Below are 25,252 nucleotides of genomic sequence, written 5' to 3'. Positions count from 1 at the left end.
ACCCGGGCGAATCGCCGTGACCGCCCGGATTGTGGCGCGCCACAACGAAGTCTGCGCCGGGCGTCAACTCAGGCGCCGGATGTCACTCTTGGCGGGAAACGTGGTACTCCCTTCCGCTGGCCCGCCGGTCCTCGCCGGTTCCGGCGCACACTCTTCCCCGGAAAGGACAAGAGAACCGACAGCCTCGGGAGCTTCCAGTGAGACGCACCAGAATCGCTCTCTTCGCCCTGCTCGTCCTCTGCGCCGCGAGTTTCCACCCCGCCGCCGCGTCGGCGCGCGCCGCCTTCGCCCTCACCAGCACCGCGTTCGCCGACGGCGGGATGATCCCCAAGGTCCACGACTGCGCCAGCAGCGGCGACGGCGACCCGGAAAAGAAGGACGAGTCGCCGCCGCTGGCCTGGTCCGGCGCGCCGGAGGCGGCGAAGAGCTACGCGATCGTCATGCACGACCTCGACAACGGCATCATCCACTGGGTCATCTACGACATCCCGGCAACCACCGCCGAACTGCCGCAGAACGTCGACCACGCGTATCAGCCGGCCGTTCCTGCCGGGTCACGGCAGGCCTACTACCGCGGCAGCGCGAACTTCTTCGGATACCAGGGCCCGTGCACGACCGACCACACCTACGAGTGGACCGTGCACGCACTCAACAAGGAGTCGCTCACCGAACTCGACTCCACCTCGTCCACCCAGGCCGCGGAGAACGCGATCGACGCGGCGACCACCGCGACGGCTTCGCTGCGCGGGAACTCGTAGCGGATCGAGGGGCGCGGTTCAGAAGGCGATCACCTGACGGACCGCGCCTCCGTCCCGCAGCCGGGCGAAACCCTCGTTGATCTCGTCCAGCGTGATCGAATGGGTCAACAACGCCTCCACCGGCAGCAATCCCGCCTGATACAGCGCGATGAACCGGGGCACGTCCCGCCGCGGCACGCACGAGCCCAGGTAGCTGCCCCGCAGGGTTTTCTCCTCGGCCACCAGGCTTTGCGCGGGCAGGGTCAGTCCGGCGGACGGGTCCGGCAGGCCCACCGTGACGGTCGTCCCGCCGGGCCGGGTCGCCTCGTACGCCTGGCTCAGCGCGGCGACCACGCCGGTCGTGTCGACGGCGTGATCCACCCCGCCGCCGGTCCGCTCGCGGATCTCCGCGACCCCGCCGGTCAGCACTGTGGCGCCCAGCGAACGCGCCAGCTCCCGCTTGCTCGGCACCGGATCGATCGCGAGCAGCGTGCTGGCACCGGCGGCCTTCGCGGCTAGCAGCGCCGAGAGGCCGACCCCGCCGAGGCCGAACACCGCCACGCTGTCGCCGGGACGCACGTCCGCCGCGTTGAACACCGCACCGGCGCCGGTCAGCACCGCACAGCCGAACAACGCGGCGATCTCGAACGGCAGGGCCCGGTCGATCCGCACCGCCGAGCGCTCGGACACCACGACGTGCGAGGCGAACGCCGAAACCCCGAGGTGGTGCAACGGGTTCCCGGCCGGCGACGACCACCGGACGTCCCCGCCGAGCAGCGTGCCCGCGCGGTTGGCCGCCGCGGCCGGACCGCACAGCGCGGGGCGGCCCGCCGTGCACGGGACGCAGTCGCCGCAGGAGGGCACGAAGGTCAGGACGACGTGCTCTCCGGGCCGGAAGTCGCTGCCCGGCCCGGCTTCCACGACTTCGCCGGCCGCCTCGTGGCCGAGCACCATCGGCACCGGACGGGGCCGCGACCCGTCGATCACCGACAGGTCCGAATGGCACAGCCCGGCCGCGCGCACTCGCACCAGCAGTTCGCCGGGGCCGGGCGGGGCCAGCGTCAGCGTCTCGATTCCCAGCGGTTTCCCGACCTCGCGCAGGACCGCGCCGCGGACCTCCATCACGCGCCCACCGGGACGCAGCGGGTGACCTGCCGGTCCGACAGCAGCGGCACGACCTCGCCGAGCACGATCCGCGTGAAGTGCTCCGACGCGCAGTGCGCGGTGAAGTCCGCCTCGCTGTCGTACTCCTCGACGATCACCACGACGCCGTCCTCGATTCCCGTGTGGACGGTGTACCGCCGGCACCCGGGCTCGCGCCGCGACGCCTCCGCCATCGGGCCAAGCAACTCGACCACCCGGTCCCGTTCCGCGGTCGCATACCGGGCCACCACTACGAAACTCATTCTTCTCCTGTACGCAGCCGGGACCGGGTCAGCGACCACAGCCCCGGATCGGAGGACGCGGCGGCCGCCGCGCCCATCGCCAGCGAATGCGCCACCCCGTCGCGGTCGGTGACGAAACCGGCCGCGACGAACGGCGACATGACCTCCCTCGCCGCCGCCGACATCCACGGGATGATCGGGGCGGGCATCAGCTCCACCAGGTCCGGCCCGCTGCGCTTGACCGCCTCCAGGCTCCGGTTGAGGTTGGAGCGGTCGGTGACGAACACCTTGTGCATGGTCAGCATCGCCAGCGCCCGCGCCCGTTCGATCGGCGCGACCCGGGTGCTGACCACCCCGGCCGCCCCGATCTCCTGGAGGAAGTCCACGCCCGCGCGGTCGGTGGCGAGCCCGGGGCACGAATCGATGTTGACGAAGACGAGCTTGTCCCGCCCGGCGAGCGCCGTCACGATCTTCGGCAGCTGCCCGACCGGCACCGACGCCAGGATCCCGACCCGCGCCGCCGCGGCCACGAAATCCGGCACCTTCGCGACGCCGACGACCGACGCGCACACCGGGACGTCCTCGAACGCCGCCGTGATCTTCTCGTTCATGCCGTCCACCGTTTCATGCCCTTCCGCGACTTCCCCATCCCGTCCCGCCGCTCCGGTCCGTCCGTGAAGGGCTCCTGAGGAAGATGATTCCCTCAAGGAGCCTTCACGGACCTCAGGCCCGGTCAGCTCGCCGAGTCCAGCGGGTTCGGGCCCAGTTCGGTCGGCAGGCCGAGCTTGCCCGGGTTCAGCAGCCCGGCCGGGTCCAAAGCGCGCTTCACGGCCACGAACGTCTCGAACCCGGTCCCGAGCGCGTCCGCCAGGTACGGTCCCCGCAGCAGGCCCGACCCGTGGTGGTGGCTCAGTGCCGCCCCGTGCCGTACCAGCACGGCGTTCGCGGCATCCCAGGCCGACCGGTACCAGTGCCGCCGCTTCTCCGGTTCCACGTCGCCGCGCAGCGAGAAGTACAGGCAAGCCCCGTCGGTATATGCGTGCGACTGGTGCGCCGACGCGGCCAGCGTCCCCGGCACCGCCTCGATCGCGGCGACCACCTCGTCGTAGATCGCCGGGAGCGCGGACCACGAACCGGCCATCTCGAGAGTGTCGGCGACGAAGCCCGGGCCCGGCGTGAACCCGTCGGCGGACTTGCCGACCAGCATTCGCTCGTCCAGCCAGCGGTCGAACACCGGCTGACTGTCCATTTCGGACCCGGTAGCGGCGCATTCCTCGGCGCTGACCTGGAGCATCGCGTCGACCAGCACCGGGTCGCCCTCGTCGGCGATCAGCAGCAGGTTCGTCTCCGGGTGGCCGAAGTGCGTGCCGCTCTCCAGCTTGTCGTACAGGCGCATCGCGGCCGGGGTCGCGCCGCGCTGCATGATCCGACGGCAGGCGTCCAGTCCGGCGGCGAAGGTTTCGAAGCCGTACGCGATGGCCTTCGAGTACGTCGGCAGCGGATGCGTGCGCAGCCGCACCGCGGTGATCACGCCGAGCGTGCCTTCCGAGCCGACGAACAGCTGTCGCAGGTCGGGGCCGGTCGCGGCGCGCGGGTAGTCGCCGAAGCGGGCCAGCGTGCCGTCGGCGAGGACGACGTCGAGGCCGACGACCATGTCCTCGATTTTCCCGTAACGGGTGGAAAGCTGGCCCGCGCCGCGGCACGCGACCCAGCCGCCGACCGTGGAGATTGCGAACGCGGACGGCCAGTGCCCGGTGGTCGCGCCGTGCGTCTCCTGCAGTTCCTTCTCGAAGAGGTCGCCGAACATGCCCGCCTGCACTTCGACGATCTGCGATTCGGCGTCGAACGACACGATCTTGTTGAGCCCGCACACATCCAGCACGACCCCGCCGTACACCGGAAGCGCGGCGCCGGTGACGTTGCTGCGTCCGGCCGAGACGGTCAGCGGCACCCGGTGCTCGCCGCACAGCCGGACCGCGGCCTGGATCTGCTCGACGGTGCTCACCTCGGCGATCACCGCGTCCGGGGTCGCCGGGGCGCCCGAGGTCTCGCCGATCATCGACCCGGCCCACCAGTCGCGGGTGCGCAGCACGACCTCGTCGCGTTCGGTGTGCACCGCGTCCGCCAGCCCGCGCAACGCCTCGGTCAGCGCGGCGGGCACGGCCACCGCGGCCGTCTGCAGCGACGCGTCGCCCTTGCCCGGTTCGGTGCGTCCGCCCCAGCGCGGCGGCGTCGGCGCGCCGACCACGTAATTGCCCCGGTTGAACGGGTGGGTGACGGTCTGGCGGCTGATCATGCGTTGGCTCCCAACAGATTGTCTCCGAACAGGATCGACTTCTCTCGGGCGACATCCGCCCGGTACTGGTCCACTTGTGCCGCAACGGTTTCCGGGCTGAGGCGCAGTTCCGCGCCGAGCAGTTCGCCGACGAGCGGGGCGGCCTCGACCGACGCGTCCCGCGCGAACAGCCGCAGCCGCGTCCGCCGCGACAGCACGTCGTCGACCGACCTCGCCATCTCCGAACGCGCCGCGAAGACGACCTCGGCCTTCAGGAACGGCTGTCCCTCGATGAGCGGCTCCCCCAGCGCCGGGTTCTCGTCGACCAGCGCGCTCACGAACCGCGCCTCGGTCCCGTAGCGGCCGCCGAGGTGCGCGGCGACGCCCCCGGTCGCGGCGGTCGCCTCCGCGTCGTATCCGGCACCGCCGATCAGCGGCAGGTTTTTGGTGCGGCACTTGGCTTTCCGGCCCAGCAGGCCGATCGCCTTGTCCACGACCAGCTCGCCCATGTGCCGGCTCGTGGTGAGCTTGCCGCCGGTCACCGTGACCATGCCCGCCGACACCGTGATGTGGTGGTCGCGGCGCATGTCCAGCGTCGCGCCCTCCTTGCCGCCGACGAGCGGACGCAGGCCCGCGTAGCTGCCCAGCACGTCGCCCGCGTCCAGCTTGGTATCAAAGGCAATCTGGGCGCCTTCGAGGAGGAAGTCCATCTCCTCGCGGGTGCAGTGTACGTCGTCGGTCGAGCCGGTGTAGTCGGTGTCGGTGGTGCCGACCACGACGACGTCGCCCCAGCGCGTGCAGGTGGCCCGCCGCGCGCGGCCCGGGATCGGCACGGTGACCGTGCAGTCGTTGCGGATTTTCGCCCACGGCAGCACGATGTGCACGCCCTTGGCCGGGCGGACCTGCGGCTGGTGCCCGTCGTCGGCCATGCCCTCGACCCGGTCGGCCCACACGCCGGTCGCGTTGACCACGACGCGCGCCCGGACGTCGATCTGCTCGCCGTCGGCCTGAACCGTCGCGCCGGTGACGCGTCCCCCCGCGGTGCGCAACCCGGTCACCTCGGCCCCATTCACCACCACCGCGCCGTGCCGGGCCGCGCTGCGCACGATCGCCAGCGTGAGCCGTGCGTCGTCAGCACGGCTGTCGTAATACATCAGCCCGCCCTTGAGGTTTTCCGCGCGCAGCGTCGGGGCGTGCGCGAGCACCTCGTCGACGGTCAGCCGCTGGTGCAGCTTGCCGATCCGCCAGCCGCCCGCGAGGTCGTAGGTCCACAAGAGACTCTCGAAAGCCTTGGCGATGCGGGCGTCGAACACGCCGTCCTTGGCCAGGATCGGGAACAGGAACGGCAGCCGCTGCACCAGATGCGGGGCGTTGCGGCGGAACCGCTGCCGCTCCAGCAGCGAATGCCGGACCAGGTCGAGGTTGCCCTGCTCGATGTAGCGCAGGCCGCCGTGCACCATTTTGGACGACTTCGACGACGTTCCGGACGCGAAGTCGTCGCGCTCCACCAGGGCCACCTTCAGGCCGCGGGAAGCGGCGTCGAGCGCGGTGTAGGCGCCGGTGACGCCGCCGCCGATCACCAGCACGTCGAACGTGCCGGTTTCGAGGTCGGTCAGCGCGGCGCGGCGGTCGAGCCGCAGCGGCGCGGACAAGGTCGCCCTCGCGGCGACGGCGTTCGGCCGTCGGGACGGCAGTGTGAACATGAGCTTGTCTCTCCACTCGAAAAGTTTGTAACGTCCACTAAGGACGGTCAGGACAGCGAGACCGCGAGCACGTCCTGCCAGCGGGCGCGCAGTTCGCGCCGTTCGTCCTCGGGCAGCCGAGGCTCGAAGACCTCGCCTTTCCCCAGGTGCGCAACGGCTTCGGCCAGCGACGGCCACACGCCCAGCCGGACGCCCGCGAGATACGCGGCGCCTCGCAGGCTGGCGGTCGCCGAATCGGCCACTCGTTCGATCTCCACCCCGGCGAAATCGGCCTGGCTTTGCAGGAGGACGTCGCTGGCGGCCAACCCGCCGCCCGCTCGCAGGCGGGTCACCGGCCGGTTCATCGTCGTCCGCAGTGCGTCCACGGTGTCGCTCACCGCGTGCGCGATTCCGTCGAGCACCGCACGCGCCACCACGTCGCGCGTGGTAGCCAGGCTCAGCCCGGTCAGCAGCCCGCGCGCGTCGGGACGCTGCACCGGCGTGCGCAGCCCGGCCAGCGTCGGCACGAACCAGGTCGACGTGCTTCTCGGCTGCGCCGCCGCCAGTTCGCTGATCTCCGCGGCGGAACGGAACAACCCGAGATCCTCGGTAAGCCACCGCAAGGCGGAACCGGTGGTCGAGGTGTAGGCCTCCAGGCTGAACCGGCTGTGTCCGGCGCTGCGCCAGCCGACGAGGCACAGCACGCCGTCGACCTCGCCGAGCCCGTCCGGCGGTTCGTCGCCGGCCAGCGCGCCGACGAACGTGCCGGTGCCGTGCACGCAGGTGCCCTGGCCCGGGGTCAGCGCGCCGAGCGCGATCAGCGACGCGTGCTGATCGCCCATCACCGCGGCGATCGGCACCTCGATGCCGAGCAGGCCCGGGTCGGTGCACCCGAAATCGCCGTCGTCGTCGACCGGCGGCGGGGCCAGCTCCGCCGGGAAACCCAGTGCCGCCAGCCATTCCCGGTCCCACGCGTGCTCGCGCAGCCGGTACCCCCCGAACGCGACGGCGTTGGTCGCCGACATGACATATCTGGTGCGGCCGCTGAGATGCCAGACGAGCCAGGTGTCCACCGAACCGAAGAGCACCCGGTCGGCGGGCACGTCGAGCTGGTCGAGCTGCCGTGCTGCCCACAGGAACGGAGCGCGGGTGCCGACCGGGCGGCCGGTCCGGTCCCACAGCACCGGATCCCACTCCGGAGCGAGCTTCGCCAGCTCGTCCGCGTACCGCGTGTCCTGCCACACCACGGCCGGAGCCAGCGGCCGCCCGGTCTCGCGGTCCCACAGGATCGCGGTCGCGCGCTGCGTGCACACCGACATCCCGACGATCTCGACGCCGTTCTCCCCCGCCCACACGATCGCCTGGCGGGCGACGTCGACGGTGCGCTCCAGCAACTGCGCCGCGTCTTGCTCCACTCGGGACGGTTCCGGATGGACGACGTCGACGGCGGTGTAGAACGACGGTCCGGCCACCCCGTCCTCGCCGACCACCGCTGCTCTCGTGCCGGTCGAGCCTTCGTCGACCGCCAGGATTCCGCGCCGCGTCACGCCGTCCTCCCCGGCAGGGAGATCTCCTCGTCGTCCGGGTCGACGCCGCTGCGCGTCGGGTCCCAGCGCACGATCAGGCAGGACACCAGGCCGAGCGCGGGCACCACGGCGAGCAGCGCGATCGTCGGGCCGAGCCCGATCGCCTCCTTGATCTGCGGGAACACGTACAGCCCGATGACGCTGCCGAAGCTTCCGAGCATGCCGGTCACGCCGGTGCCGAGGGTGCGCACGTCGCTGCGGTAGGACAGCGCCGCGATCGACTTGCCGTTCGCGCCCGGGCCCGCGGAGTGGAAGAAGATGAACAGGAACGGCAGCAGGAACCCGATCGCGATCGGCAGTTTCCCGAAGCCGAGCCCCATCACCAGCAGGATGGCGAACGCGAAGGCGTACCCGATCGCGGAGCTGACCCGCAGCCCGATCTTGCGGCCGAAATACGCTGACAGCGCGCCGCCGACGATCCCGGCGACGTTGAAGACCATCGACCCGAGCGTGGCCGTTTCGAACTTCTGGCCGAAGATCGCGAGGCTGATCACCGGCAGGTACCAGCCGACCGCGAAGTACTGCATGGCCTGGGTCAGCGAGATCGCCGTGGACAGGAACGTGCGCGGCAGGTAGGGCTTGCGGAACAGCACGCCCGCCTGCCGGAACCCGATCTTGCGCTCCTCGGCCGCGGCGTCCTCGGCGCTCGGCGTTCCCGGCGTCACGGCGAAACCGTAGATCCGGCGGAGGCTGGCCGCCGCTTCCGCCAGCCGCCCCTTGGACGCGAGCCACGACGGGCTCTCCGCGAGGAACGCGATCTGCAGCACCAGCAGCGCGAGCGCGAAAACCCCGGCCGAGCCGACCGACCAGCGCCAGATCTCCACCGACACCCCGGCTTTGTAGAACACCAGCGTCAGCGCGAGGTTCACCGTGGTGGCGACGTACCAGACGGACTGCCACAGGTTCAGCCGTCCGCGCAGCTTCGCCGGGGTGTACTCGGCGAGCAGCGCCATCGCGACCGCGAAGTCGATGCCGTAGGCGACGCCGACCAGCCCGCGTCCGGCCCAGACCGCCTCGAAACTGCCGCCGGTGGCGGTCAGCACCGCCCCCAGCCCGGCGATCGCCTTCGCCGCGATCAGCGGTTTGACCCGGCCGATCCGGGCGGCCAGCCAGCCGCCCGCCGGGTTGAACAGGATGGCGACCGCGGGCGCGGTCGCGGTGAGCAGGCCGACCTGGCCCGCGCTGAGCCCCAGTTCCTTGGTCATCGGCGCGAGACCGGCGCCGAGCGCGGCGTTCGAATAGGCGTCGAGGAAAAGCCCGCCCAGGACCAGGTACCACAGCAGGTTCGCCTTGCGCGGCAACGCGGACAACGTGTTGATCAGCGCGGTGACCTGCGAAACATTCGCGATCGATCGCGGCGCTGCGACCGTGGGAGAACTCATGGACCGCCAACTTTCTGCGCTGGCTGTCAGCGATCCCGGCATACGAAAAACAGACACGACGAAGACCGCTGACAGTGGCTCTTCGTCTGTGCCTGTCTGAGAACGCAAGATTAAGCGGCGTGCTCGCGGGCGTCAAGACACCCGCGAGCACGCGTCGTCAGAGCACCTTTTCCAGGAAGGCCCGAGCGCGGGGGTTCTCGTTGCCCGCGGAGAAGAACTCGGCGGGCGGCAGGTCGGCGGCGATCTTCCCGCCGTCGACGAAGACCACGCGGTCGGCGACCTTGCGGGCGAACCCCATCTCGTGCGTGACCACGAGCATCGTCATGCCGTCCTTCGCCAGCTCGGACATGATGTCGAGGACGTCCTGCACCACCTCGGGGTCGAGCGCCGAGGTGGGCTCGTCGAACAGCATCAGCTTCGGGTCCATCGCGGCGGCGCGGACGATCGCGACGCGCTGCTTCTGCCCGCCGGACAACCGGTTCGGGTACGCACCGGCGCGTTCGAGCATGCCGACGCGCTCCAGCAAGGCCCGCGCCTTCGCCTCAGCCTCCTCTTTGGACCGTTTGAGCACGTTCATCTGCGGCAACACGACATTGCGCAGCACAGTCATGTTCGGGAAGAGGTTGAAGTGCTGGAACACCATGCCCATGCGAGACCGCAGCCGGTCGAGGTCGACGCCGCGGCCGGTCAGCTCCTCGCCGTCGAACGAGACGCTGCCCGACGTCGGGGTCTCCAGCAGGTTGAGGCAGCGCAGGAAGGTGGACTTCCCGCCGCCGCTGGGCCCGATCACCGCGACGACCTGGCCGGGTTCGATCGCGAAGTCGATCCCGTCGAGCACCTGGACGTCCCCGTAGGACTTGGCGAGGCCGCGGACTTCCAACAGTGCCATCAGATGTACACCGCCATCTTCTTCTCGAGGGTGCGCGTCGTGCCGCTGATCAGGTTGGTGAGCAGGTAATAGAGCAGGCCGATGAACAGGTACACGGTCAGCGCGTCGAAGGTGCGGGAGATGATGGTCTGCCCCACCAGGAACAGCTCGTGAATGGTCACGAAGGAGACCAGCGCGGAGTTCTTCGTCAGCGACACGAATTCGTTGCCCAGCGGCGGAAGCATCCGCAGGAATGCCTGCGGGATGATCACGTGCCGCATCGCCGACACCTGCGACATGCCGCACGAGCGCGCCGCTTCCAGCTGTCCCCGGTCGATGGACTGCACGGCGCCGCGGAAGATCTCGGTCACGTAGGAGCCGCTGTAGAGCCCGAGCGAGACGATGCCCGCGGTCATCGGCGGAAGCTGGAGGCCGAGCTGCGGCAGTCCGAAGTAGATGAAGAACAGCTGCACCACGAACGGAGTCCCGCGGATCACCGACACGTAGACGTTGCCGATCCACCTGACCGGTGCGATCTTGCTGAGCTTCGCGAAGCCGCCGAGCGTGCCGAGCAGCAGGCTCAGCGCCAGCGCGAGCAGGATGACCTGGAGGCTGACCAGCAGGCCCTGCCAGAGCTGTCCCGACGAATCGACGATGGTGGAGAAGTTGAACAGCGAGTGCCCGCCCGATTTCGCCGCGGTGCTCTCCGCGCCGAACCATTTTTCGGTGGACTGCTGGTACGAACCGTCGTCGCGCATCTGCTTGAGCGCGGCGTTGAACGCGGTCCGCAGTTCCGGGTCGGCCTTCTGGAACGCGTAGCCGTAGTTCTCCTCGGTCAGCCGGTCGCCGACCTGCTTGAGGCCGCCCTGCTGCGCGATGAAGTACTTCCCGGCCGGAGCGCCGGTCACGACGGCGTCCGCCTGGCCCAGTTTGACCGACGAGAACATCTGCTCGTTGGTCTGCGCCGTGATCAGCTGCGCGGCGGGCTGGTGCTGAGCGAGCCAGTCGACGGACTTGGTGCCGACCTGGACCGCGACCCGCTTGCCGGCGAGGTCCTTGAGCGAGGCGACGGAGTTGTCCTTGTCGGACACGAAAACCGCGAGCCCGCCCGGATAGTAGATGTCCGAGAAGTCGACGGCCTTCTGCCGCGCGGGGCTGATGTAGATCGCCGACGCGCCGACGTCGATCTGGTTCGCCTGCAGCGCCGGGACGATGTTCCCGAACGGCATCTGCACGAAGTCGACCTTCTTGATGCCCGCGCGCTGCGCGAGCGCCCGGACGAGGTCGATGTCGAAGCCGAGCTGGCCGCCCTTGGCGTCGGTGAACTCGAACGGCGGGAACGTGGCGTCGGTGCCGACCCGGAGCGCGGTCTGCCCGGACCGCAGCGCGGCGAGCTTCCCGCCCTGCGGTTCGGCCGCGCTCGCGGTGGCCGCGCTCATCGGCAGGAACGCGAGCAGGCAGGCCAGCAGCACGGCGCCGAGCCGCGGCCGGATTCGCTGAGGGGGCATGGTCAGTGTCCTTCCGGGACCGGACGGCTCGTCACGAGCGTGTGCGCGAGGCGGGCCGCGATCCGGGCTGTGCGGTGGTCGACGTCGTAGACGGGGTTCAGTTCGGTGAGGTCGGCGAGGACGAGCTTCGGGTCGCTCGCGACCAGCCGGCACACCTCGAGGACGACCGCGGCGGGTACGCCGAGGCTCGCGGGAGCGCTGACCCCTGGCGCCTGCGCGGCGGGGAGCACGTCGAGGTCGATCGACAGATACAGCGCGTCGACGTCCGAGACGAAGGCCCGGACGAAGTCGAGAACTCGGTCGAGATGGCGTTCCTGGCAGTCGACGTCCAGCAGGTGGCGGACGTTCAGCTCGGCGGCCGTCCGGAACAACGCGGCGGTGTTGCCGGGTTCGCTGATTCCGACCACGGCGTAGGCGAATTCCGCGCCGCGTTCGGCTTCCCGGGCGGCGATCTGCCGGAACGGGGTGCCCGAGGACGCGCGGTCGGCCGTCCTCAGGTCGAAGTGCGCGTCGAGGTTGAGGACGCCGAGGCGTCGGCCGTCGAGCAGTCCGCTGCGGGCGAGGCCGAGATAGGAGCCGTACGCCGTTTCGTGGCCGCCGCCGAGCACCAGCGGGAAGTTTCCGGCGCTGAGCTGCTTCGCGACCAGCTCGCCGAGGCTTTCCTGCCCCGCTTCCAGCTCGTCGCCTTCGACGACGACGTCCCCCGCGTCGCTCACCGCGAACTCGGCCGGGAGCGCGAACGACGCCAGCGCTTGCCGGATCGCGTTCGGCCCGGCCTGCGCTCCCGGTCGTCCGCCGTTGCGCCGGACCCCCGCGTCGCTGGCGAACCCGAGCAGCGAAACGCTTGGGGCGGCGGAGAATTCGTGGACGGCGTGGTGCCATCGGCGATGGTCCGGACCGCGGCCGTCGTCGCGTCCGGTCCACTTGGCTGTGCTCACACGTGCTCCTGCAATCGGCTGATGTCCTGCGCGGCGGCGTGGGTGAGCGTGACGAGGGAATCGCGGCGCGGGCGCACGCGGAAATCCGGGGCCATCGTGCTGACCGTGCCGATCAGGTTCCGCTGCCGGTCCAGCACCGGCACGCTCACGCCCCACACGCCCGGGTCGACCTGGCCGACGCTCTCCGCGAAACCCTGGTCCCGGACCCGGCGCAGCTCGGTTTCCAGCTTCGCGACCTGCTCCCCGCTCAACCCGTGCGCTCGCGCGGACTTCGCGACCCGGTCCTCCGGCAGGTACGCCAGCAACGCCTGCGCACTCGCCCCGAACACCAGCGGTTTGCTCAGCCCCGGCGAGAAACTGCACCGGATGACGCGGGTCCCCTCGGCCGCTTCGACGCAGAGCACGTCGTTGTCGCGAGCGATGAGGAACGCGGCGAGTTCGTCGGTGTCCGCCGCGAGCTGCCGCAGCCGCCGCTTGACGCCGCCCTGGCCGAGCGCCTCGCGGCGGTAGTTCTCGGCCATCTGGACGGTGAGCGAACCCGCGCAGTACCGGCCGCGGGTGCGCGCCTGGTGCACGAGGCCGATCTCGACGAACGTCGTGAGGTAGCGGTACACGGCGCTGGACGGAATGCCCGTGCCGACGGAGACCTCCTCCGCCGTGGCGCTCTCCCGCTCGGCGAAGACCGCCAGGATCCGCGCCGCCCTGGTCCCGGCTTTCCGGTTGGCATCCGCGCTTGTCATGGCGCGCACGCTACGTCGCGAGCGGACGGGTTCCTAGCGGGTATTCCCAGTTAATGGGAAGTTTATTCCCGGTGATTGGCTGTGTGCGGAGCGGAGCTACGCTCCCGTCAGCGGGGGCGTTCTCCGCTGGGCGGGCACGTCGGATCCCGGTGGCCCGGCCCGGCGATCCTGCTGACGAATTCGGTGCTGTCGCTGACCCGCCGCGCCTGCGGGAACTGGACCCGGAACTGTTCGGCGAGGCCCTCGGTGCCGGTCTGGTCTTTCGGCACCACGATCACGGCGGCGGGCATGACGTCCGCCTCCGTGAGCTCCAGCAGCTCCGGCTCGTTCGCGAACATTTCCCGGAACCTCGCATAGCCGTCCTGTTTGGTCTGGGGGTAGCTCCGCAGGACCCGCGGATCGCCGCGCAGGGTCCGGGCGACCGCCGCCATCTCGGCATCGGTGCCGACCAGGACGGCCACGGTGTTCGCGCAGACCTCACGGTCGCCGATCGGGATCGGGCGAGTCCGGCAGCGCGTACCCGTCCACGCCGCGCCCGCAGAACCACCACCAGGTCGAACCTCCCGCGACGGCGAGGATCGCCAGCACGACCGCGGCCGTCGCCAGCCGGCGCCGGCGGGGAAGGCGCGGCCTCGCCTCCGGCCTCTCGGGTTCTTGGCCGGCACCGGGAGCCCGGTCGTTCATCGCGTTTCCCTGTTCTTCGCGGACGAGGACAAAACCCCCGCGACACTAGCCGACCCCGTACGGAATACTCCCCTGGTGTTCCTGACAGTCACCACGACTCACCAGCCCGCTTCCGACCTGGGGTTCCTGCTGCACAAGCACCCGGGCCGGGTCCAGTCGTTCGAGCTTTCCGCCGGCCAAGCGCACGTCTTCTACCCCGAGGCGTCCGGCACGCGGTGCACCGCCGCGCTGATGCTCGAGGTCGACCCAGTGGCGCTGGTGCGCGGCAAGGCGGGCTCCGGCGACGGGTTCACCCTGGGCCAGTACGTGAACGACCGCCCCTACGCCGCGTCGAGCCTGCTTTCCGTGGCGCTCAAGGAAGTCTTCCGCACCGCGCTCACCGGACGGTGCAAGTCGCATCCGGAGCTGGCGGCCAGCGCGATCCCGCTCGACATCCGGATTCCGGCGTGTCCGGGCGGCCTCGACCTGGTGCGCCGGATGTTCGAACCCCTCGGCTGGACCGTCGAGGCCACCGTGCTCCCGCTGGATCCGCAGTTCCCGCAGTGGGGCGATTCGCGCTATGTCGACCTCCGGCTCACCGGCGAGCTTCGGCTGGCCGACGCGCTCAACCACGTCTACGTGCTGCTCCCGGTCCTCGACAACGCGAAGCACTACTGGGTCAGCGAAGACGAGATCGACAAGCTCCTGCGCGCGGGCGGCGACTGGCTCGCCGGGCATCCGGAGAAGGAGCTGATCACCCGCCGCTACCTCGCGCACCGGCGGGCTTTGACGACCGCTGCGTTGACGCGGCTGGCCGAAGTGGACGATTCGGAGCCCGAGGAAATCGACAACGCGCTCGCCGAGCCGGCCGTTCTCGAAGCGGCGGACCGTCCGGTGCCGTTGGCCGAGCAGCGGCGCGGCACGATCATGGCCGTGCTCCGCTCGCTGGGCGCGCGTTCGGTCGGCGACTTCGGGTGCGGCGAAGGCGCGCTGGTGCGCGATCTGCTGGCCGAGAAGTCGGTGGAGCGGATCGTGGCCGCGGACGTCTCGGCCCGCGCGCTGCAGGTCGCGGCGCGGAAGCTGCGGCTGGAGCGCCGGTCCGAAACGGAGCGCGCGAGGCTGGAACTGCTGCAGTCCTCGCTCATCTACCGCGACGACCGGCTCGCGGGCCTCGACGCGGCGGTGCTGATGGAGGTCGTCGAGCACGTCGATCCGCCGCGGCTGGAAGCGCTGGAGCGCGCGGTGTTCGAGTTCGCCGCGCCGCGCGCCGTGATCGTGACCACGCCCAACCGCGAGTACAACGTGCGGTTCGCATCGCTGCCCGCGGGCAAGCTGCGCCACCGGGACCACCGGTTCGAGTGGACCCGCGCCGAGTTCCGCGCGTGGGCGGACCGGGTCGCGAGCGGCTACGGCTACGGCCTGCGGATGCTGCCGGTCGGTTCCGACGACCCCGAGGTCGGCCCGGCGACGCAGCTGGCTCTGTTCACGAAGGGAGGCGCGGCATGAGCACTCTGGAGGTCCCCGAACTGTGCCTCGTCGTGCTGGTCGGCGCGAGCGGGTCCGGCAAATCGACGTTCGGCCGCACGCATTTCCGGCCGACCGAGGTGATTTCCTCGGATTTCTGCCGCGGCCTGGTGTCCGACGACGAGAACGATCAGTCGGCGACCAAGGACGCGTTCGACGTCCTGCACTACATCGTCGGCAAGCGGCTCGCCGCCGGGCGGCTGACCGTGGTCGACGCGACCAACGTGCAGCCCGATTCGCGCAAGTCGCTGGTCGCGCTGGCCAGGGAGCACGACGTGCTGCCGGTGGCGATCGTGCTGGACCCGCCGGAATCGCTGTGCGTCGCGCGCAACGCCGAACGGCCCGACCGGACCTTCGGCGCGCACGTGATCCGGCGGCAGCGAGACCAGCTGCGCCGCGGATTGCGAAGCCTGCAGAAGGAAGGCTTCCGGACCGTGCATGTCCTGCGCACTCCGGAAGAGACCGCCGAGGCGACGATCACGCGGGTCCCGTTGTACAACGACTTGCGGCACGAAACCGGGCCGTTCGACATCGTCGGCGACATCCACGGCTGCCGCGTCGAACTCGAAACGCTGCTCGGCGAACTCGGCTACGCCGTCGAACGCGACGACCAGGGCCGCGCGATCGGGGCGAAGCATCCGGAGCGGCGGGCGGTGTTCGTCGGCGATCTCGTCGACCGCGGCCCGGACACGCCGGGTGTGCTGCGGCTCGTGATGGGCATGGTGCGCGCCGGAAACGCCTTCTGTGTCACCGGAAACCACGAGCACAAGCTGCTGCGCGCGCTGCGCGGCCGGAACGTGCAGGTCACCCACGGTCTGGCGGAGTCGCTGGAGCAACTGTCGGCCGAGAGCGAGGAATTCCGCGCGGAGGCGCAGGAGTTCATGGACGGCCTGATCAGCCACTACGTCCTGGACGGCGGCCAACTGGTCGTCGCGCACGCGGGGATCACCGAACGCTTCCAAGGCCGCGCGTCCGGGCGCGTGCGGAGCTTCTGCATGTACGGGCAGAGCACCGGCGAGACCGACGAATTCGGCCTGCCCGTGCGCTATCCGTGGGCGAACGAGTACCGCGGCCGCGCGATGGTCGTGTACGGCCACACGCCGGTGCCCACGCCGGAGTGGGTGAACAACACCCTGTGCCTGGACACCGGCTGCGTGTTCGGCGGGTCGCTCACCGCCTTGCGGTATCCGGAAAAGGAGATCGTCTCCGTCCCGGCGGCCGAGGTCTATTACGAGCCCGCCAAGCCGTTCCCCGCCAACCCGGCGGCCGCGGAACCCGCCGCGCGCCGCGACCCGGGCGTGCTCGACGTCACCGACGTCCTGGGCCGCCGGGTGATCGAGACCGCGTACCAGAAGCGGATCGGCGTCCGCGAGGAGAACGCCGCGGCGGCGCTGGAGGTGATGTCGCGGTTCGCGATCGACCCGCGCTGGCTGGTCTACCTGCCGCCGACCATGTCGCCGGTCGCCACCGCGACGGCCGACGGGCTGCTCGAACATCCCGAGCAGGCGTTCGACTACTTCCGCGCGGAAGGCGTGGATTCCGTGGTGTGCGAGGAAAAGCACATGGGTTCGCGCGCGGTCGCGCTCGTGTGCCGCTCGCTCGACGCCGCGCGGGCTCGCTTCGGCGCGCCCGGCGACGCCCTCGGCGCGGTGTGGACGCGGACCGGACGGCACTTCTTCCCCGAGACCGTGACCGCCGAAGTCGTCGACCGGATCCGCGCGGCGGCGGAGAAGGCCGGGCTGTTCGACGAACTCGGCTCGGACTGGGTGCTGCTCGACGGCGAACTGCTGCCGTGGAGTGTGAAGGCCGAACAGTTGCTGCGCGAGCAGTACGCGGCTGTCGGCGCTGCGGCCCGCTCGGCGCTCCCGGTCGCCGCGAACGCACTGGCCGCCGCCGAGGCGTCCGGGCTCGACGTGTCCGCATTGTTGGAGCGCACGCGTTCCCGCTCAGCCAACGCGGACGCGTTCGCCGCGTCGTACCGCCGCTATTGCTGGCCGACCGACGGTCTCGACGGCGTCCGCTTCGCGCCCTTCCAGGTGCTGGCGTCAGCGGGCCAGGCGCACCACAAGCGGCCCCACGATTGGCACTTGACGCTCGCGGATCGGCTCGTGGAGAGCAGCGACGGATTCCTCGCCCCGACCGGCCGCCTGTCGGTCAGCACCACCGATCCCGCCTCGGTCGCCGCGGCGGTCGACTGGTGGACCGGACTCACCGCGAAGGGCGGCGAGGGCATGGTGGTCAAACCGGCCGCCAACCTCGTCCGCGGCTCGCACGGGCTGGTGCAGCCAGGGCTGAAGGTTCGCGGACGGGAATACCTGCGGATCATCTACGGCCCCGACTACACCGAGGAGCGCCACCTGTCGCGGCTGCGGCAGCGTGGCCTCGGCCACAAGCGCTCGCTCGCGCTGCGGGAGTACGGCCTCGGCCTGGAAGCGTTGGACCGCCTCGCCCGCGACGAGCCGATGTGGCGCGTCCACGAGTGCGTTTTCGCCGTGCTGGCCTTGGAATCCGAACCGGTCGACCCTCGCTTGTAGACAGAAGCCGGTGCGTTCCCGCGGGAACGCACCGGCTTCTGTCGCCGCTCAAGCCGTGTAGGGCGACCGCTGCTCCAGCGTCGGGCTCACGTCCGGATGCCGGCCCTCCTGGCCGGGCACCGGCGTCACCGTCGGAGCCTGCAGATCCCTCTCCGACCGTCGCGCCAGCCGCTCGTCGCGGTGGGCGATCGCGTCGGCCACGTCCTGCTCGCCGCGGATCCGGGCCAGCGCGCCCAGCGTCGCCGCGTGCGCCAGAGCCAGGATCAGCAGCAGCACGCCCAGCCGCCCGACGACGCCCGGCAGGTCGCTCCCGCCGATGTCGACGGTCGAGATCAGGGCCAGGATCCCCAGGGTCCCGAGGTGGAACAACACGGTGACCAGGCGGGTCATCGAGGCGCCGGCTCCGGGGTCCCCGTAGGCGTTCGCGAGGTAACGGCGGCCGCTGCGGTAGATGATCTGGCCGTCCACCAGGACCAGCGCTATCCCGATCGCGAGGAACGAGAGGTATGCGTTGGTGCTCATGCCGGGTGCTCCTTTCCCTGCCGTGCTCCGATCCCCCGGTTACCCGTCGTGCCGCTCCGGAAACGGGCCGTTCGGGTGCCGCCGCGAGGGTGATTGGACCGCCGCCGGGCGGGGTAACCCGAAACGCAGGGTTCAGCGCGAAGCGGACGGAACAAGCGTGCTGGCCGCGGCGTCCCCCGTGGTCGAACTCCGGGTGCCGGCGAACGGGGAACTGCTCTTCCTGGCCCGCCTGGTGGCCGAGGACATCGCCGTCTCGGCCGAGTTCACCCTCGCCGAGGCCGCCGATCTCCGGCTGGCCGTGGACGAGGCGGTCGCGGCGCAGCCGAGCCGGGCCGACGACGGGGCAGTGCTGGAATGCTCGTTCCGCCGCGCCCGCGGGGTCACGGTGACCGTCTCGACCACTTCGTCGTGGGCGTTCCCGCCCGGACCGGACGAGGTCGGCTGGCACATCCTGCGCGCCCTGACCGATTCGCTCGACGCCTGGACCGAACCCGCGCCCGGGGCGGACGGCTGGCGGCTGTGCGTCGAATTCGCCAAGGACCCGTTCCCCGCCGAGCGCTGAGTTTCGCTGCCGTCCGAACGGGAATCCGGCCCGCATGCGCCGAGTGGACGAACTCCTCGCCGAACACGGCACGACGTTCGCCGAGGAAGCCGGGATCAAGCTGGCCGACAAACCGCAACCGCTGTACCGGTTGCTGGTCCTCGCCACACTGCTGTCTACCCGGATCAGCGCCGACATCGCCGTCGCGGCCGCGCGCGAACTCTCGCGGTCTGGCTGGCGCACTCCGGCCGCGATGCGCGATTCCACGTGGCAGCAACGCGTTGACGCGCTCGGCCGCGCCCACTACGTCCGCTACGACGAAAGCACCTCGCAACACCTCGGCGCGGGCGCCGAGTTCATTCGCGACCGCTACCGCGACGACCTGCGCCGCATGGCCGACGACGCCGACGGCGATCCGCGACGGCTGGAAAAACTCCTCGCCGAGTTCCCCCGGATCGGCCCGACCGGCGCGCAGATCTTCTGCCGCGAGGCACAAGCGGTCTGGCCGTGGCTGCGCCCGTACTTCGACCGGAAAGCCTTGGACGGCGCGAAGAAAGCCGGTCTGCCCACCGACCCGGACCGCCTCGCCAAGCTGGTGCCCGGCGAGGATTCGGCCCGGCTGGCGGCCGCGCTCGTGCGGCGAAGCCTGCGGCGCTAGGCCGGATGCTCCTCGACGCCCTCCCGCACGATCGCGACCGGACACGGCGCGTGGTACGCCATCGCGTGGCTCACCGAACCGAGGAACGCGCCCCGCAGCGCACCGCGCCCGTGCCCGCCGACCACCAGCAGCGTCGCCGACTCCGCGTGGTCCAGCAGCACCTCGGCGACGCTTCCGAGCGCCACTTCCCGCTGCACCTCGACGTCCGGATGCCGCTCGGCGAGCCCGGTCAGCGATTCCGCGAGCAGCCGTTCGCCCTCGTCCTCCGGGCTCTGCTGCCCCTCGCCGCCGGAGCGGGCCGGCCCGAAGACGTCCTCCGGAGGTTCCGACCACACGTGCACCGCGTGCAAGGCGCACCCGTGCCGGTCGGCGAAGTCGTACGCGTACCGCACCGCCGCGACGCTGGCCGGCGACCCGTCCACCCCGACCACGACGCGCCGGGTCTTCTCCCGCGAAGGACGGACCACGACGACCGGCCGCGCGCACGTGTGCACCACTTGCGAGGCCGTCGACCCGAGCAGCAGCCTGGGCAGCGCGCCGCGCCCGGACGCGCCGACGACGATCAGCTCCGCCTGCCGCCCGATGTCCGCCAGCTCCCAGCTGGCCCGCCCGAACCGCACCCGGGTGCGCACCGGCAGTCCCGGATGCTGGCGGCCCACCTCGGCGGCGGCCTCGGCCAGTTCCTTCTCCGCGTAGTCCAGGACGGACTGGTCGGCCACCATCTCGCCCCCGACCGGGGTGATGACTCCGGGCACGAAATCGACGTTCGGCATCAGCGGCGTCATCGTCCGGACGACGACCAGGCACGTCCCGAGCGCCTCGGCTTCCGCGGCGGCCCAGTCGACGGCCAGGCGGGCGCCGGCGGAACCGTCGTCCCCGACCACGACCCCCGGCTCGGCCTGGTTCTCCACGTCCATCCCGGCCTCCGTTCCCGTGCGGCGCTTTCCCGGGAGGTACCCGGTCGCCTCGCCCGGCAATCGGGGCCCGGCGGCGCGGTCAGCGCGGCCGGGGCGGGACGGGCGGCTCCGGCGGCGGCAGCGGGCCCGGCCCCGGACGCGGCGGCGGGGCGGGCTCCGGCGGGAACGGCGGCACCGGGGGCGGCGGCGACGGGACGGGCTCCGGTCCGGGGGGCACGGGGTGCACCATGACGGGCTCCTTCCTCGGTCGGATCCTCCGTCCCCGGCTACCCCGCGGAGAAGCGCCGGACACGTCGCACTGCCGCCGGGAAAGCCGAGCCAAAAACACCGCATCGGCCGCCGCGCGGCACGTGGCGTCCGCCGCGGCTCGGGCCGTCGACCCGGCCGAGCCGCCGGGGAGGGGCTCTGACCAGGTCAGACCGGGTCCGGCTCCCCCAGCTGCGCGCCCGGCCCGTCCAGCTCGTCGTGGCGGGACGCGAGCGTCCCCGCGAGGTGCACCAGCTTCACGTTCAGCTGCTGCGAGGTGCGGCGCAGGAGGTCGAACGCCTCCTCCGCGTCGAGGCCCCGGCGCGCCATGATGATGCCCTTCGCCTGGCCGATCACGTCCCGGCTGTCCAGCGCGCGCCGCAGCTGGGCCTGGTTCAGCTCGCTGCGGGTCACCGCGTCCGTTTCGGCCACCGCGAGGGTCGCGTGGCTGGCCAGGAGCTGCACGACGTCGCGGTCGGCCTCGGTCAGGCCGCCGGGCGTGCGGGAGTAGAGGTTGAGCGCGCCGGAGAACCGCGTCGTCGCGTCGTCGACCAGCGCGGTCGCGAGCACCGAACGCCAGCCCACCTCCGCAGCCGCCGGGGACCACTGCGGCCACTGCGTATCACCGCGCAGGTCGGCGGCTTCGAGGAATTCCGGACGGTCCGGCAGGGCCGCGTCGTGGCACGGGCCCTCGCCCAGCTTGTACTGGAGCACGTCCAGTTCGGCGGCCTTCGGATCGGTGTAGGCGGAGGTGTGGAAGGTGCCGTCCGGCGCGCGCAGCGTGATGGAGACCAGTTCGGCCGCGGGCACCAGGGAAGCGGTCGCGTCCACGACCAGCTGCAGGACCTCGCCGACCGTTCGCGCGGCCAGCAGCATCTCGGTGAGCGTCCGGAACCGCTCGCCGGACGGCCGCGGCGACTCGTCCTCGAACGCCAGCGCCTCGGACGCCGACTCGGAGAACGGGACGCCCTCCTCTTCGAGCACCTGACGGGCCACCCCTCCCTCCCGGCAGGCGAAGACCGCTTCGCTCGGCTTCGCGGTCTCGCGCAGCGCGACCAGGTCGTCGCTGGAGAACGAGGTCAGCTCGCTCAGCTCGAAGACCACCATCCGCGGCTCCGCGGCCAGCGCCTCGTCCACCTCGCCGCGCAATCCGGCCGGATCGCCGCTCAGCCGCACCACGGCCGAGTAGTCGACCGCCCCGCCGCTTCCGCCTTCCACAGGTTCCTCCCGCCAGCCCGGACATTCCCCAAGCGCTTGCCAAAGTACTCGGATCCCGGACGGGCGGCGGCCACCCCTCGCGTTCGGTCCCAGCTCGCGGGCGCCCTGTGCGGCCCGGCCGGACCGCGCGAACGCCGTTAACCGATGTCGGCCGCGAGGGGCCTGGCGGCGGTGCGCCCTTCGGCGGCGTCGGCCAGGCAGCCGACCACGCGCAGCTCCCGGTCGAGCCCGAGAACGCGCAGCGGCCGGAGCACCGCGCGCCCCGCGGCGACCACGACGAACGCGACGCCCGCCTGGCCGGCCTCCCGCGCGGCGTCGGTCAGCACTTCCAGGCCGCCGACCGAGCAGAAGGTCAGGCCGGAGACGTCGGCGACCAGCCGCGGCGGGCCGAGCGCGGTCTCCCCGGCCAGGACGTCGCGCAGCCGGTCGGTGGAACGCCGGTCCAGTTCCCCGGACACCGAGACGACGGTTTCGTCCGCGGTGGCGGTGACGACGGTCCTCGCCGGTGCTCCCGGCAGGTAAGCGAAAGTTTCGTGCATCGAGCCCTCCTCGCCGTGCGCGAGACCGGGCCGATTCAGTGCGGCCCGGCCCGGGACCCCGGAAACGGGCCTCTTCGGGTCAGGCGACGGCACGTGGGCTGAACCGCTCCTGCCCCGACCGTACCGCAGCGCGGGGCCCCCGACCAGCCTCCGCCCCGCTCCGGCCCGGGCACTGTGGACGATCCGCGCCCGCACTCTCCGCCGGAACCGTTCCGCACCGGGCGGTTTCCGCTCTCCACAATGGACCAGCCCGCTCCCCCGGTCCGGCGAAGTTTCGCTCGGACCGGCCCGGGTACCCGAACAATATGGCGACCACCCACGCGACCGCGAGCCCGGATCTGTCCGAACTGCCCCCGGCCGACGTCCGCCCCCAGCGGGCGTCGGTCCGCGACACCGGGCGCGTCGTCGCGCGGATGGTCGCCCCCACCGTCGGCATCGGATTGATCAAACGCCGTCCCCGCGCGATGGCCGCGGCGCAGAAACTGCACGTCGACCGCTCGGCCATCCGCCTGCTGCACGATTTGCGCGAACGCTACGGACCCGGTCCGCTCGACCTGCCGATCCCCGGCCGATCGTTCCGGCTGGTGCTCGAGGCGAACCACGTCGGGGCGCTGCTGGCCGGCACGCCCTCGCCGTTCAGCCCGGACAGCGCCGAAAAAGACGCCGCCCTGCGCCATTTCCAGCCGCACGGCGTCCTGATCTCCGGCGGCGCCAACCGCGCCCGGCGGCGGAAACTCAACGAGACCGTCCTCGAACCCGGCCGCGCCGCGCACGAACTCGCCGGTTCCTGGGCGGACACCATCCGCACCGAAGCGCACGAAATGCTTTCCGGCTTCCCCGCTCTCGACGCGACCCAGTTCACCGAGCATTTCTGGACGATCATCCGCAAAATCGTTCTGGGCGGCGACACGACCGCGGACCGGCGCGTCACCGATCTCCTGGACCAGTTGCGGCTCAACGCGAACTGGGCCTTCGCGCATCCGCGCCGCGAGGAGCGGCGCCGCCGGTTCCAGGCGCTGCTGGACCGTCAGCTCGGCTTGGACCGCCCGGGCAGCCTCGGCGCGGCGATGACGAAACAGCCCGCGGACCCGGACGTCGACCCGAGCGGTCAGGTGCCGCACTGGCTGTTCGCCTTCGACGCGGCCGCGATCGCGACCCTTCGCGCCCTCGCCTTGCTGGCCACGCATCCCGACCAGCTGACCGAAGCCCGTCGCGAAGTCGCCGAAGCGGATCTCTCGAAGCCACAACAACTTCCGTACTTGCGCGCCTGTGTTCTGGAGTCCGTCCGGCTCTGGCCGACCACGCCCGCGCTGCTCCGCGAAAGCACCGAGGACACCGCCTGGGGTCCGGCGGGCACGTCGTTCTTGATCTACACGCCGTTCTTCCACCGCGACCCGGAGACCTTGCCGTACGCGGATTCCTTCACGCCCGACATCTGGCTGGACGGCCGCGCCGAGGCCAATCCCGCACTGGTGCCGTTCAGCGCCGGACCTGGGGTGTGCCCGGGCCGCGACGTCGTGCTCTTCACCGCTTCCACGCTGCTCGCCGCGCTTCTTCAGCAAGCAGGTTTCGCGCCGCGAGGCACCGCCGCCGACCTGCAGCCGGGGAAGCTTCCCGCGACGCTGAACCACTTCGGCATCCAGTTCGCGCTGTCCTGAGAACGAAATTCGGCGGGCAGTCACGGATCCGTGACTGCCCGCCGATTTCCCTACTTCAACCGCTCCAGCAACGCGTCGCAGAACGCAGGCAGGTCGTCCGGATTGCGCGACGTGATCACGCCGTCGTCCGTCACGACCTCGCGATCGACCCACTCCGCGCCCGCGTTGCGCAGGTCTGTCTTCAGGGACGGCCACGACGTCACCGTCCGGCCGCGCGCCAGCCCGGACTCGGCCAGCAGCCAAGGTCCGTGGCACACGGCCGCGACCGGCTTGCCCGCGGCGGCCGTTTCCCGGACCAGCGCGACCATCGGCTCGCTGGTGCGGATCTTGTCCGGCGAATACCCGCCGGGCACCACGACCGCGTCGAAGTCCGCCGCGGCCACGTCGTCCACCGCCTGGTCGGTCGTGATTTCGGCGCCGTGCAAGGCGGTGAGCTTCTTGCCCTTCGCCAGGCCGACCACCACCGGCTCGTGCCCGGCGGAACGCAACCGCTCGCACGGCACCAGGAATTCGTCGTCCTCGGTCATTTCGTCGACGAGCACTGCCACGCGGGCCATGCTGTTCTCCTCTCCGCAGGTCTGGACGGGTTCGCTCCCCGTCCGGTTACCCGCCGCCCGGCGGGGCCATGCCCGCCTGTGCGGCGTCCCACGACCGGGTCCGGCTCAGCTCGGCCGCTCGACGTCGCCGCGCCACGAACCCGTTTCGCGTCCGCGCTGTTCGATGAACTGCTTGAACCGCACCATGTCCCCCTTCACGCGCCGGTCCAGGATGCCGAGCTTGTCCGCCGCGTTCTCGGCGAGCCCCTCGGGATCGATCTCCATCTGCGCGGTGATCCGCGTCTTGGTGTCGCCCAGCCGGTGGAAAGTGATCACCCCGGCGTGGTCGGGCCCGGAATCCGAGCGCCACGCGACCCGTTCGTCCGGGTGCTGTTCGGTGATGGTCGCGTCGAACTCCCTGCCGACGCCGCCGAACCGGGTGACCCAGTGCGTGTGCGTCGCGTCGAGCTGGCGGATCTCCTCGACGCCCTCCATGAACTCAGGGAACGATTCGAACTGCGTCCACTGGTTGTACGCGGTCGAAACCGGCACGTCGACGTCCACGATTTCGGTGATCGTGCTGCTCATTCGCTCC

The 25,252-nt window shown here is 71.2% G+C and carries 25 protein-coding genes; 6 read left to right on the top strand and 19 right to left on the bottom strand.

Annotated elements, in window-relative coordinates; genetic code table 11:
• Positions 1-197 precede the first annotated feature (197 nt).
• Positions 198-758, top strand: coding sequence for a YbhB/YbcL family Raf kinase inhibitor-like protein (locus SSMG_RS16430; protein WP_037713883.1), 561 nt, complete (start codon positions 198-200; stop codon positions 756-758).
• 18 nt (positions 759-776) lie between these two features.
• Here SSMG_RS16430 and SSMG_RS16425 read toward each other — a convergent pair whose 3' ends face one another.
• From SSMG_RS16425 to SSMG_RS16365, 13 genes are all read right to left on the bottom strand, one after another.
• Entirely contained in the window at positions 777-1,859 is a 1,083-nt protein-coding gene (locus SSMG_RS16425; RefSeq protein ID WP_009077619.1) for a zinc-binding dehydrogenase, read from the bottom strand.
• Complete coding sequence (locus SSMG_RS16420) at positions 1,859-2,143, bottom strand: putative quinol monooxygenase (RefSeq protein ID WP_009077617.1); 285 nt, start codon at positions 2,141-2,143, stop codon at positions 1,859-1,861. The genes SSMG_RS16425 and SSMG_RS16420 overlap by 1 nt, the downstream gene beginning before the upstream one ends.
• Complete coding sequence (locus tag SSMG_RS16415) at positions 2,140-2,733, bottom strand: glycerol-3-phosphate responsive antiterminator (RefSeq protein WP_009077616.1); 594 nt, start codon at positions 2,731-2,733, stop codon at positions 2,140-2,142. The genes SSMG_RS16420 and SSMG_RS16415 overlap by 4 nt, the downstream gene beginning before the upstream one ends.
• Positions 2,734-2,855: 122 nt before the next feature.
• Positions 2,856-4,418, bottom strand: a complete 1,563-nt coding sequence (locus SSMG_RS16410) for an FAD-binding oxidoreductase (RefSeq protein WP_009077615.1) — start codon at positions 4,416-4,418, stop codon at positions 2,856-2,858.
• Positions 4,415-6,100, bottom strand: coding sequence for a glycerol-3-phosphate dehydrogenase/oxidase (locus tag SSMG_RS16405; protein WP_037713881.1), 1,686 nt, complete (start codon positions 6,098-6,100; stop codon positions 4,415-4,417). The genes SSMG_RS16410 and SSMG_RS16405 overlap by 4 nt, the downstream gene beginning before the upstream one ends.
• A 47-nt stretch (positions 6,101-6,147) precedes the next feature.
• A complete protein-coding gene (locus SSMG_RS16400) occupies positions 6,148-7,626 on the bottom strand; it encodes an FGGY-family carbohydrate kinase (protein ID WP_009077613.1) in 1,479 nt (492 codons plus the stop codon).
• Complete coding sequence (locus SSMG_RS16395) at positions 7,623-9,047, bottom strand: MFS transporter (protein ID WP_009077612.1); 1,425 nt, start codon at positions 9,045-9,047, stop codon at positions 7,623-7,625. The genes SSMG_RS16400 and SSMG_RS16395 overlap by 4 nt, the downstream gene beginning before the upstream one ends.
• A 157-nt stretch (positions 9,048-9,204) precedes the next feature.
• On the bottom strand, positions 9,205-9,936 hold the full coding sequence (locus SSMG_RS16390; RefSeq protein WP_009077611.1) for an amino acid ABC transporter ATP-binding protein: 732 nt from the start codon (positions 9,934-9,936) through the stop codon (positions 9,205-9,207).
• Entirely contained in the window at positions 9,936-11,423 is a 1,488-nt protein-coding gene (locus SSMG_RS16385) for an ABC transporter permease subunit (RefSeq protein ID WP_009077610.1), read from the bottom strand. The genes SSMG_RS16390 and SSMG_RS16385 overlap by 1 nt, the downstream gene beginning before the upstream one ends.
• Before the next feature lie 2 nt (positions 11,424-11,425).
• On the bottom strand, positions 11,426-12,361 hold the full coding sequence (gene hutG, locus SSMG_RS16380; protein ID WP_009077609.1) for a formimidoylglutamase: 936 nt from the start codon (positions 12,359-12,361) through the stop codon (positions 11,426-11,428).
• Complete coding sequence (locus tag SSMG_RS16375) at positions 12,358-13,101, bottom strand: IclR family transcriptional regulator (RefSeq protein WP_037713879.1); 744 nt, start codon at positions 13,099-13,101, stop codon at positions 12,358-12,360. Before SSMG_RS16375 ends, hutG begins: the two co-directional genes overlap by 4 nt.
• A 107-nt stretch (positions 13,102-13,208) precedes the next feature.
• Positions 13,209-13,562: a permease-like cell division protein FtsX gene (locus SSMG_RS16370; protein ID WP_037713876.1), complete on the bottom strand. Its 354-nt coding sequence runs from the start codon at positions 13,560-13,562 to the stop codon at positions 13,209-13,211.
• Positions 13,563-13,578: 16 nt separating this feature from the next.
• Positions 13,579-13,785 carry a hypothetical protein gene (locus tag SSMG_RS16365; protein ID WP_037713875.1) on the bottom strand — a complete coding sequence of 69 codons (207 nt, stop codon included), beginning with the start codon at positions 13,783-13,785 and terminating at the stop codon, positions 13,579-13,581.
• A gap of 75 nt (positions 13,786-13,860) precedes the next feature.
• Between SSMG_RS16365 and SSMG_RS16360 the strand changes: the two genes are divergently transcribed.
• Together SSMG_RS16360 and SSMG_RS16355 are read left to right on the top strand one after the other, a co-directional pair.
• Complete coding sequence (locus SSMG_RS16360; protein ID WP_037713873.1) at positions 13,861-15,270, top strand: 3' terminal RNA ribose 2'-O-methyltransferase Hen1; 1,410 nt, start codon at positions 13,861-13,863, stop codon at positions 15,268-15,270.
• Positions 15,267-17,822, top strand: coding sequence for a polynucleotide kinase-phosphatase (locus SSMG_RS16355; RefSeq protein WP_009077604.1), 2,556 nt, complete (start codon positions 15,267-15,269; stop codon positions 17,820-17,822). The genes SSMG_RS16360 and SSMG_RS16355 overlap by 4 nt, the downstream gene beginning before the upstream one ends.
• A gap of 48 nt (positions 17,823-17,870) precedes the next feature.
• Here the strand turns inward: SSMG_RS16355 and SSMG_RS16350 are convergent, their stop codons facing one another.
• On the bottom strand, positions 17,871-18,344 hold the full coding sequence (locus SSMG_RS16350) for a hypothetical protein (protein WP_009077601.1): 474 nt from the start codon (positions 18,342-18,344) through the stop codon (positions 17,871-17,873).
• 157 nt (positions 18,345-18,501) lie between these two features.
• Here SSMG_RS16350 and SSMG_RS16345 point away from each other — a divergent pair, with 157 nt between their 5' ends.
• Complete coding sequence (locus tag SSMG_RS16345) at positions 18,502-18,906, top strand: hypothetical protein (RefSeq protein ID WP_037713871.1); 405 nt, start codon at positions 18,502-18,504, stop codon at positions 18,904-18,906.
• Positions 18,907-18,940: 34 nt separating this feature from the next.
• Positions 18,941-19,543 (top strand): hypothetical protein, encoded by a 603-nt coding sequence (locus tag SSMG_RS16340; RefSeq protein ID WP_009077599.1) that lies wholly within the window; start codon positions 18,941-18,943, stop codon positions 19,541-19,543.
• On the opposite strand, the gene SSMG_RS16335 is transcribed toward SSMG_RS16340, so the two are convergent.
• The 3 genes from SSMG_RS16335 to SSMG_RS16325 all read right to left on the bottom strand — a co-directional run bounded on the left by SSMG_RS16335 (position 19,540) and on the right by SSMG_RS16325 (position 22,463).
• Positions 19,540-20,460, bottom strand: coding sequence for a universal stress protein (locus tag SSMG_RS16335; RefSeq protein WP_037713867.1), 921 nt, complete (start codon positions 20,458-20,460; stop codon positions 19,540-19,542). The two genes, SSMG_RS16340 and SSMG_RS16335, sit on opposite strands and share 4 nt — an antisense overlap.
• Before the next feature lie 414 nt (positions 20,461-20,874).
• Positions 20,875-21,924 carry a GAF and ANTAR domain-containing protein gene (locus tag SSMG_RS16330; protein ID WP_100266808.1) on the bottom strand — a complete coding sequence of 350 codons (1,050 nt, stop codon included), beginning with the start codon at positions 21,922-21,924 and terminating at the stop codon, positions 20,875-20,877.
• Between the two features lie 137 nt (positions 21,925-22,061).
• Positions 22,062-22,463 carry an STAS domain-containing protein gene (locus tag SSMG_RS16325; protein ID WP_050788200.1) on the bottom strand — a complete coding sequence of 134 codons (402 nt, stop codon included), beginning with the start codon at positions 22,461-22,463 and terminating at the stop codon, positions 22,062-22,064.
• 305 nt (positions 22,464-22,768) lie between these two features.
• Here SSMG_RS16325 and SSMG_RS16320 point away from each other — a divergent pair, with 305 nt between their 5' ends.
• A complete protein-coding gene (locus tag SSMG_RS16320) occupies positions 22,769-24,121 on the top strand; it encodes a cytochrome P450 (RefSeq protein WP_009077590.1) in 1,353 nt (450 codons plus the stop codon).
• Positions 24,122-24,171: 50 nt separating this feature from the next.
• Here the strand turns inward: SSMG_RS16320 and SSMG_RS16315 are convergent, their stop codons facing one another.
• Entirely contained in the window at positions 24,172-24,678 is a 507-nt protein-coding gene (locus SSMG_RS16315; RefSeq protein WP_009077588.1) for a type 1 glutamine amidotransferase domain-containing protein, read from the bottom strand.
• A gap of 105 nt (positions 24,679-24,783) precedes the next feature.
• Positions 24,784-25,245, bottom strand: a complete 462-nt coding sequence (locus SSMG_RS16310; protein ID WP_009077586.1) for an SRPBCC family protein — start codon at positions 25,243-25,245, stop codon at positions 24,784-24,786.
• Positions 25,246-25,252 lie beyond the last annotated feature (7 nt).

This window comes from Streptomyces sp. AA4 (assembly GCF_000158875.1).
Classification (GTDB): domain Bacteria; phylum Actinomycetota; class Actinomycetes; order Mycobacteriales; family Pseudonocardiaceae; genus Amycolatopsis.
The sequence above is the reverse complement of the archived record's forward strand: the minus strand, read 5'-3'. Positions and strand labels throughout refer to the sequence as shown.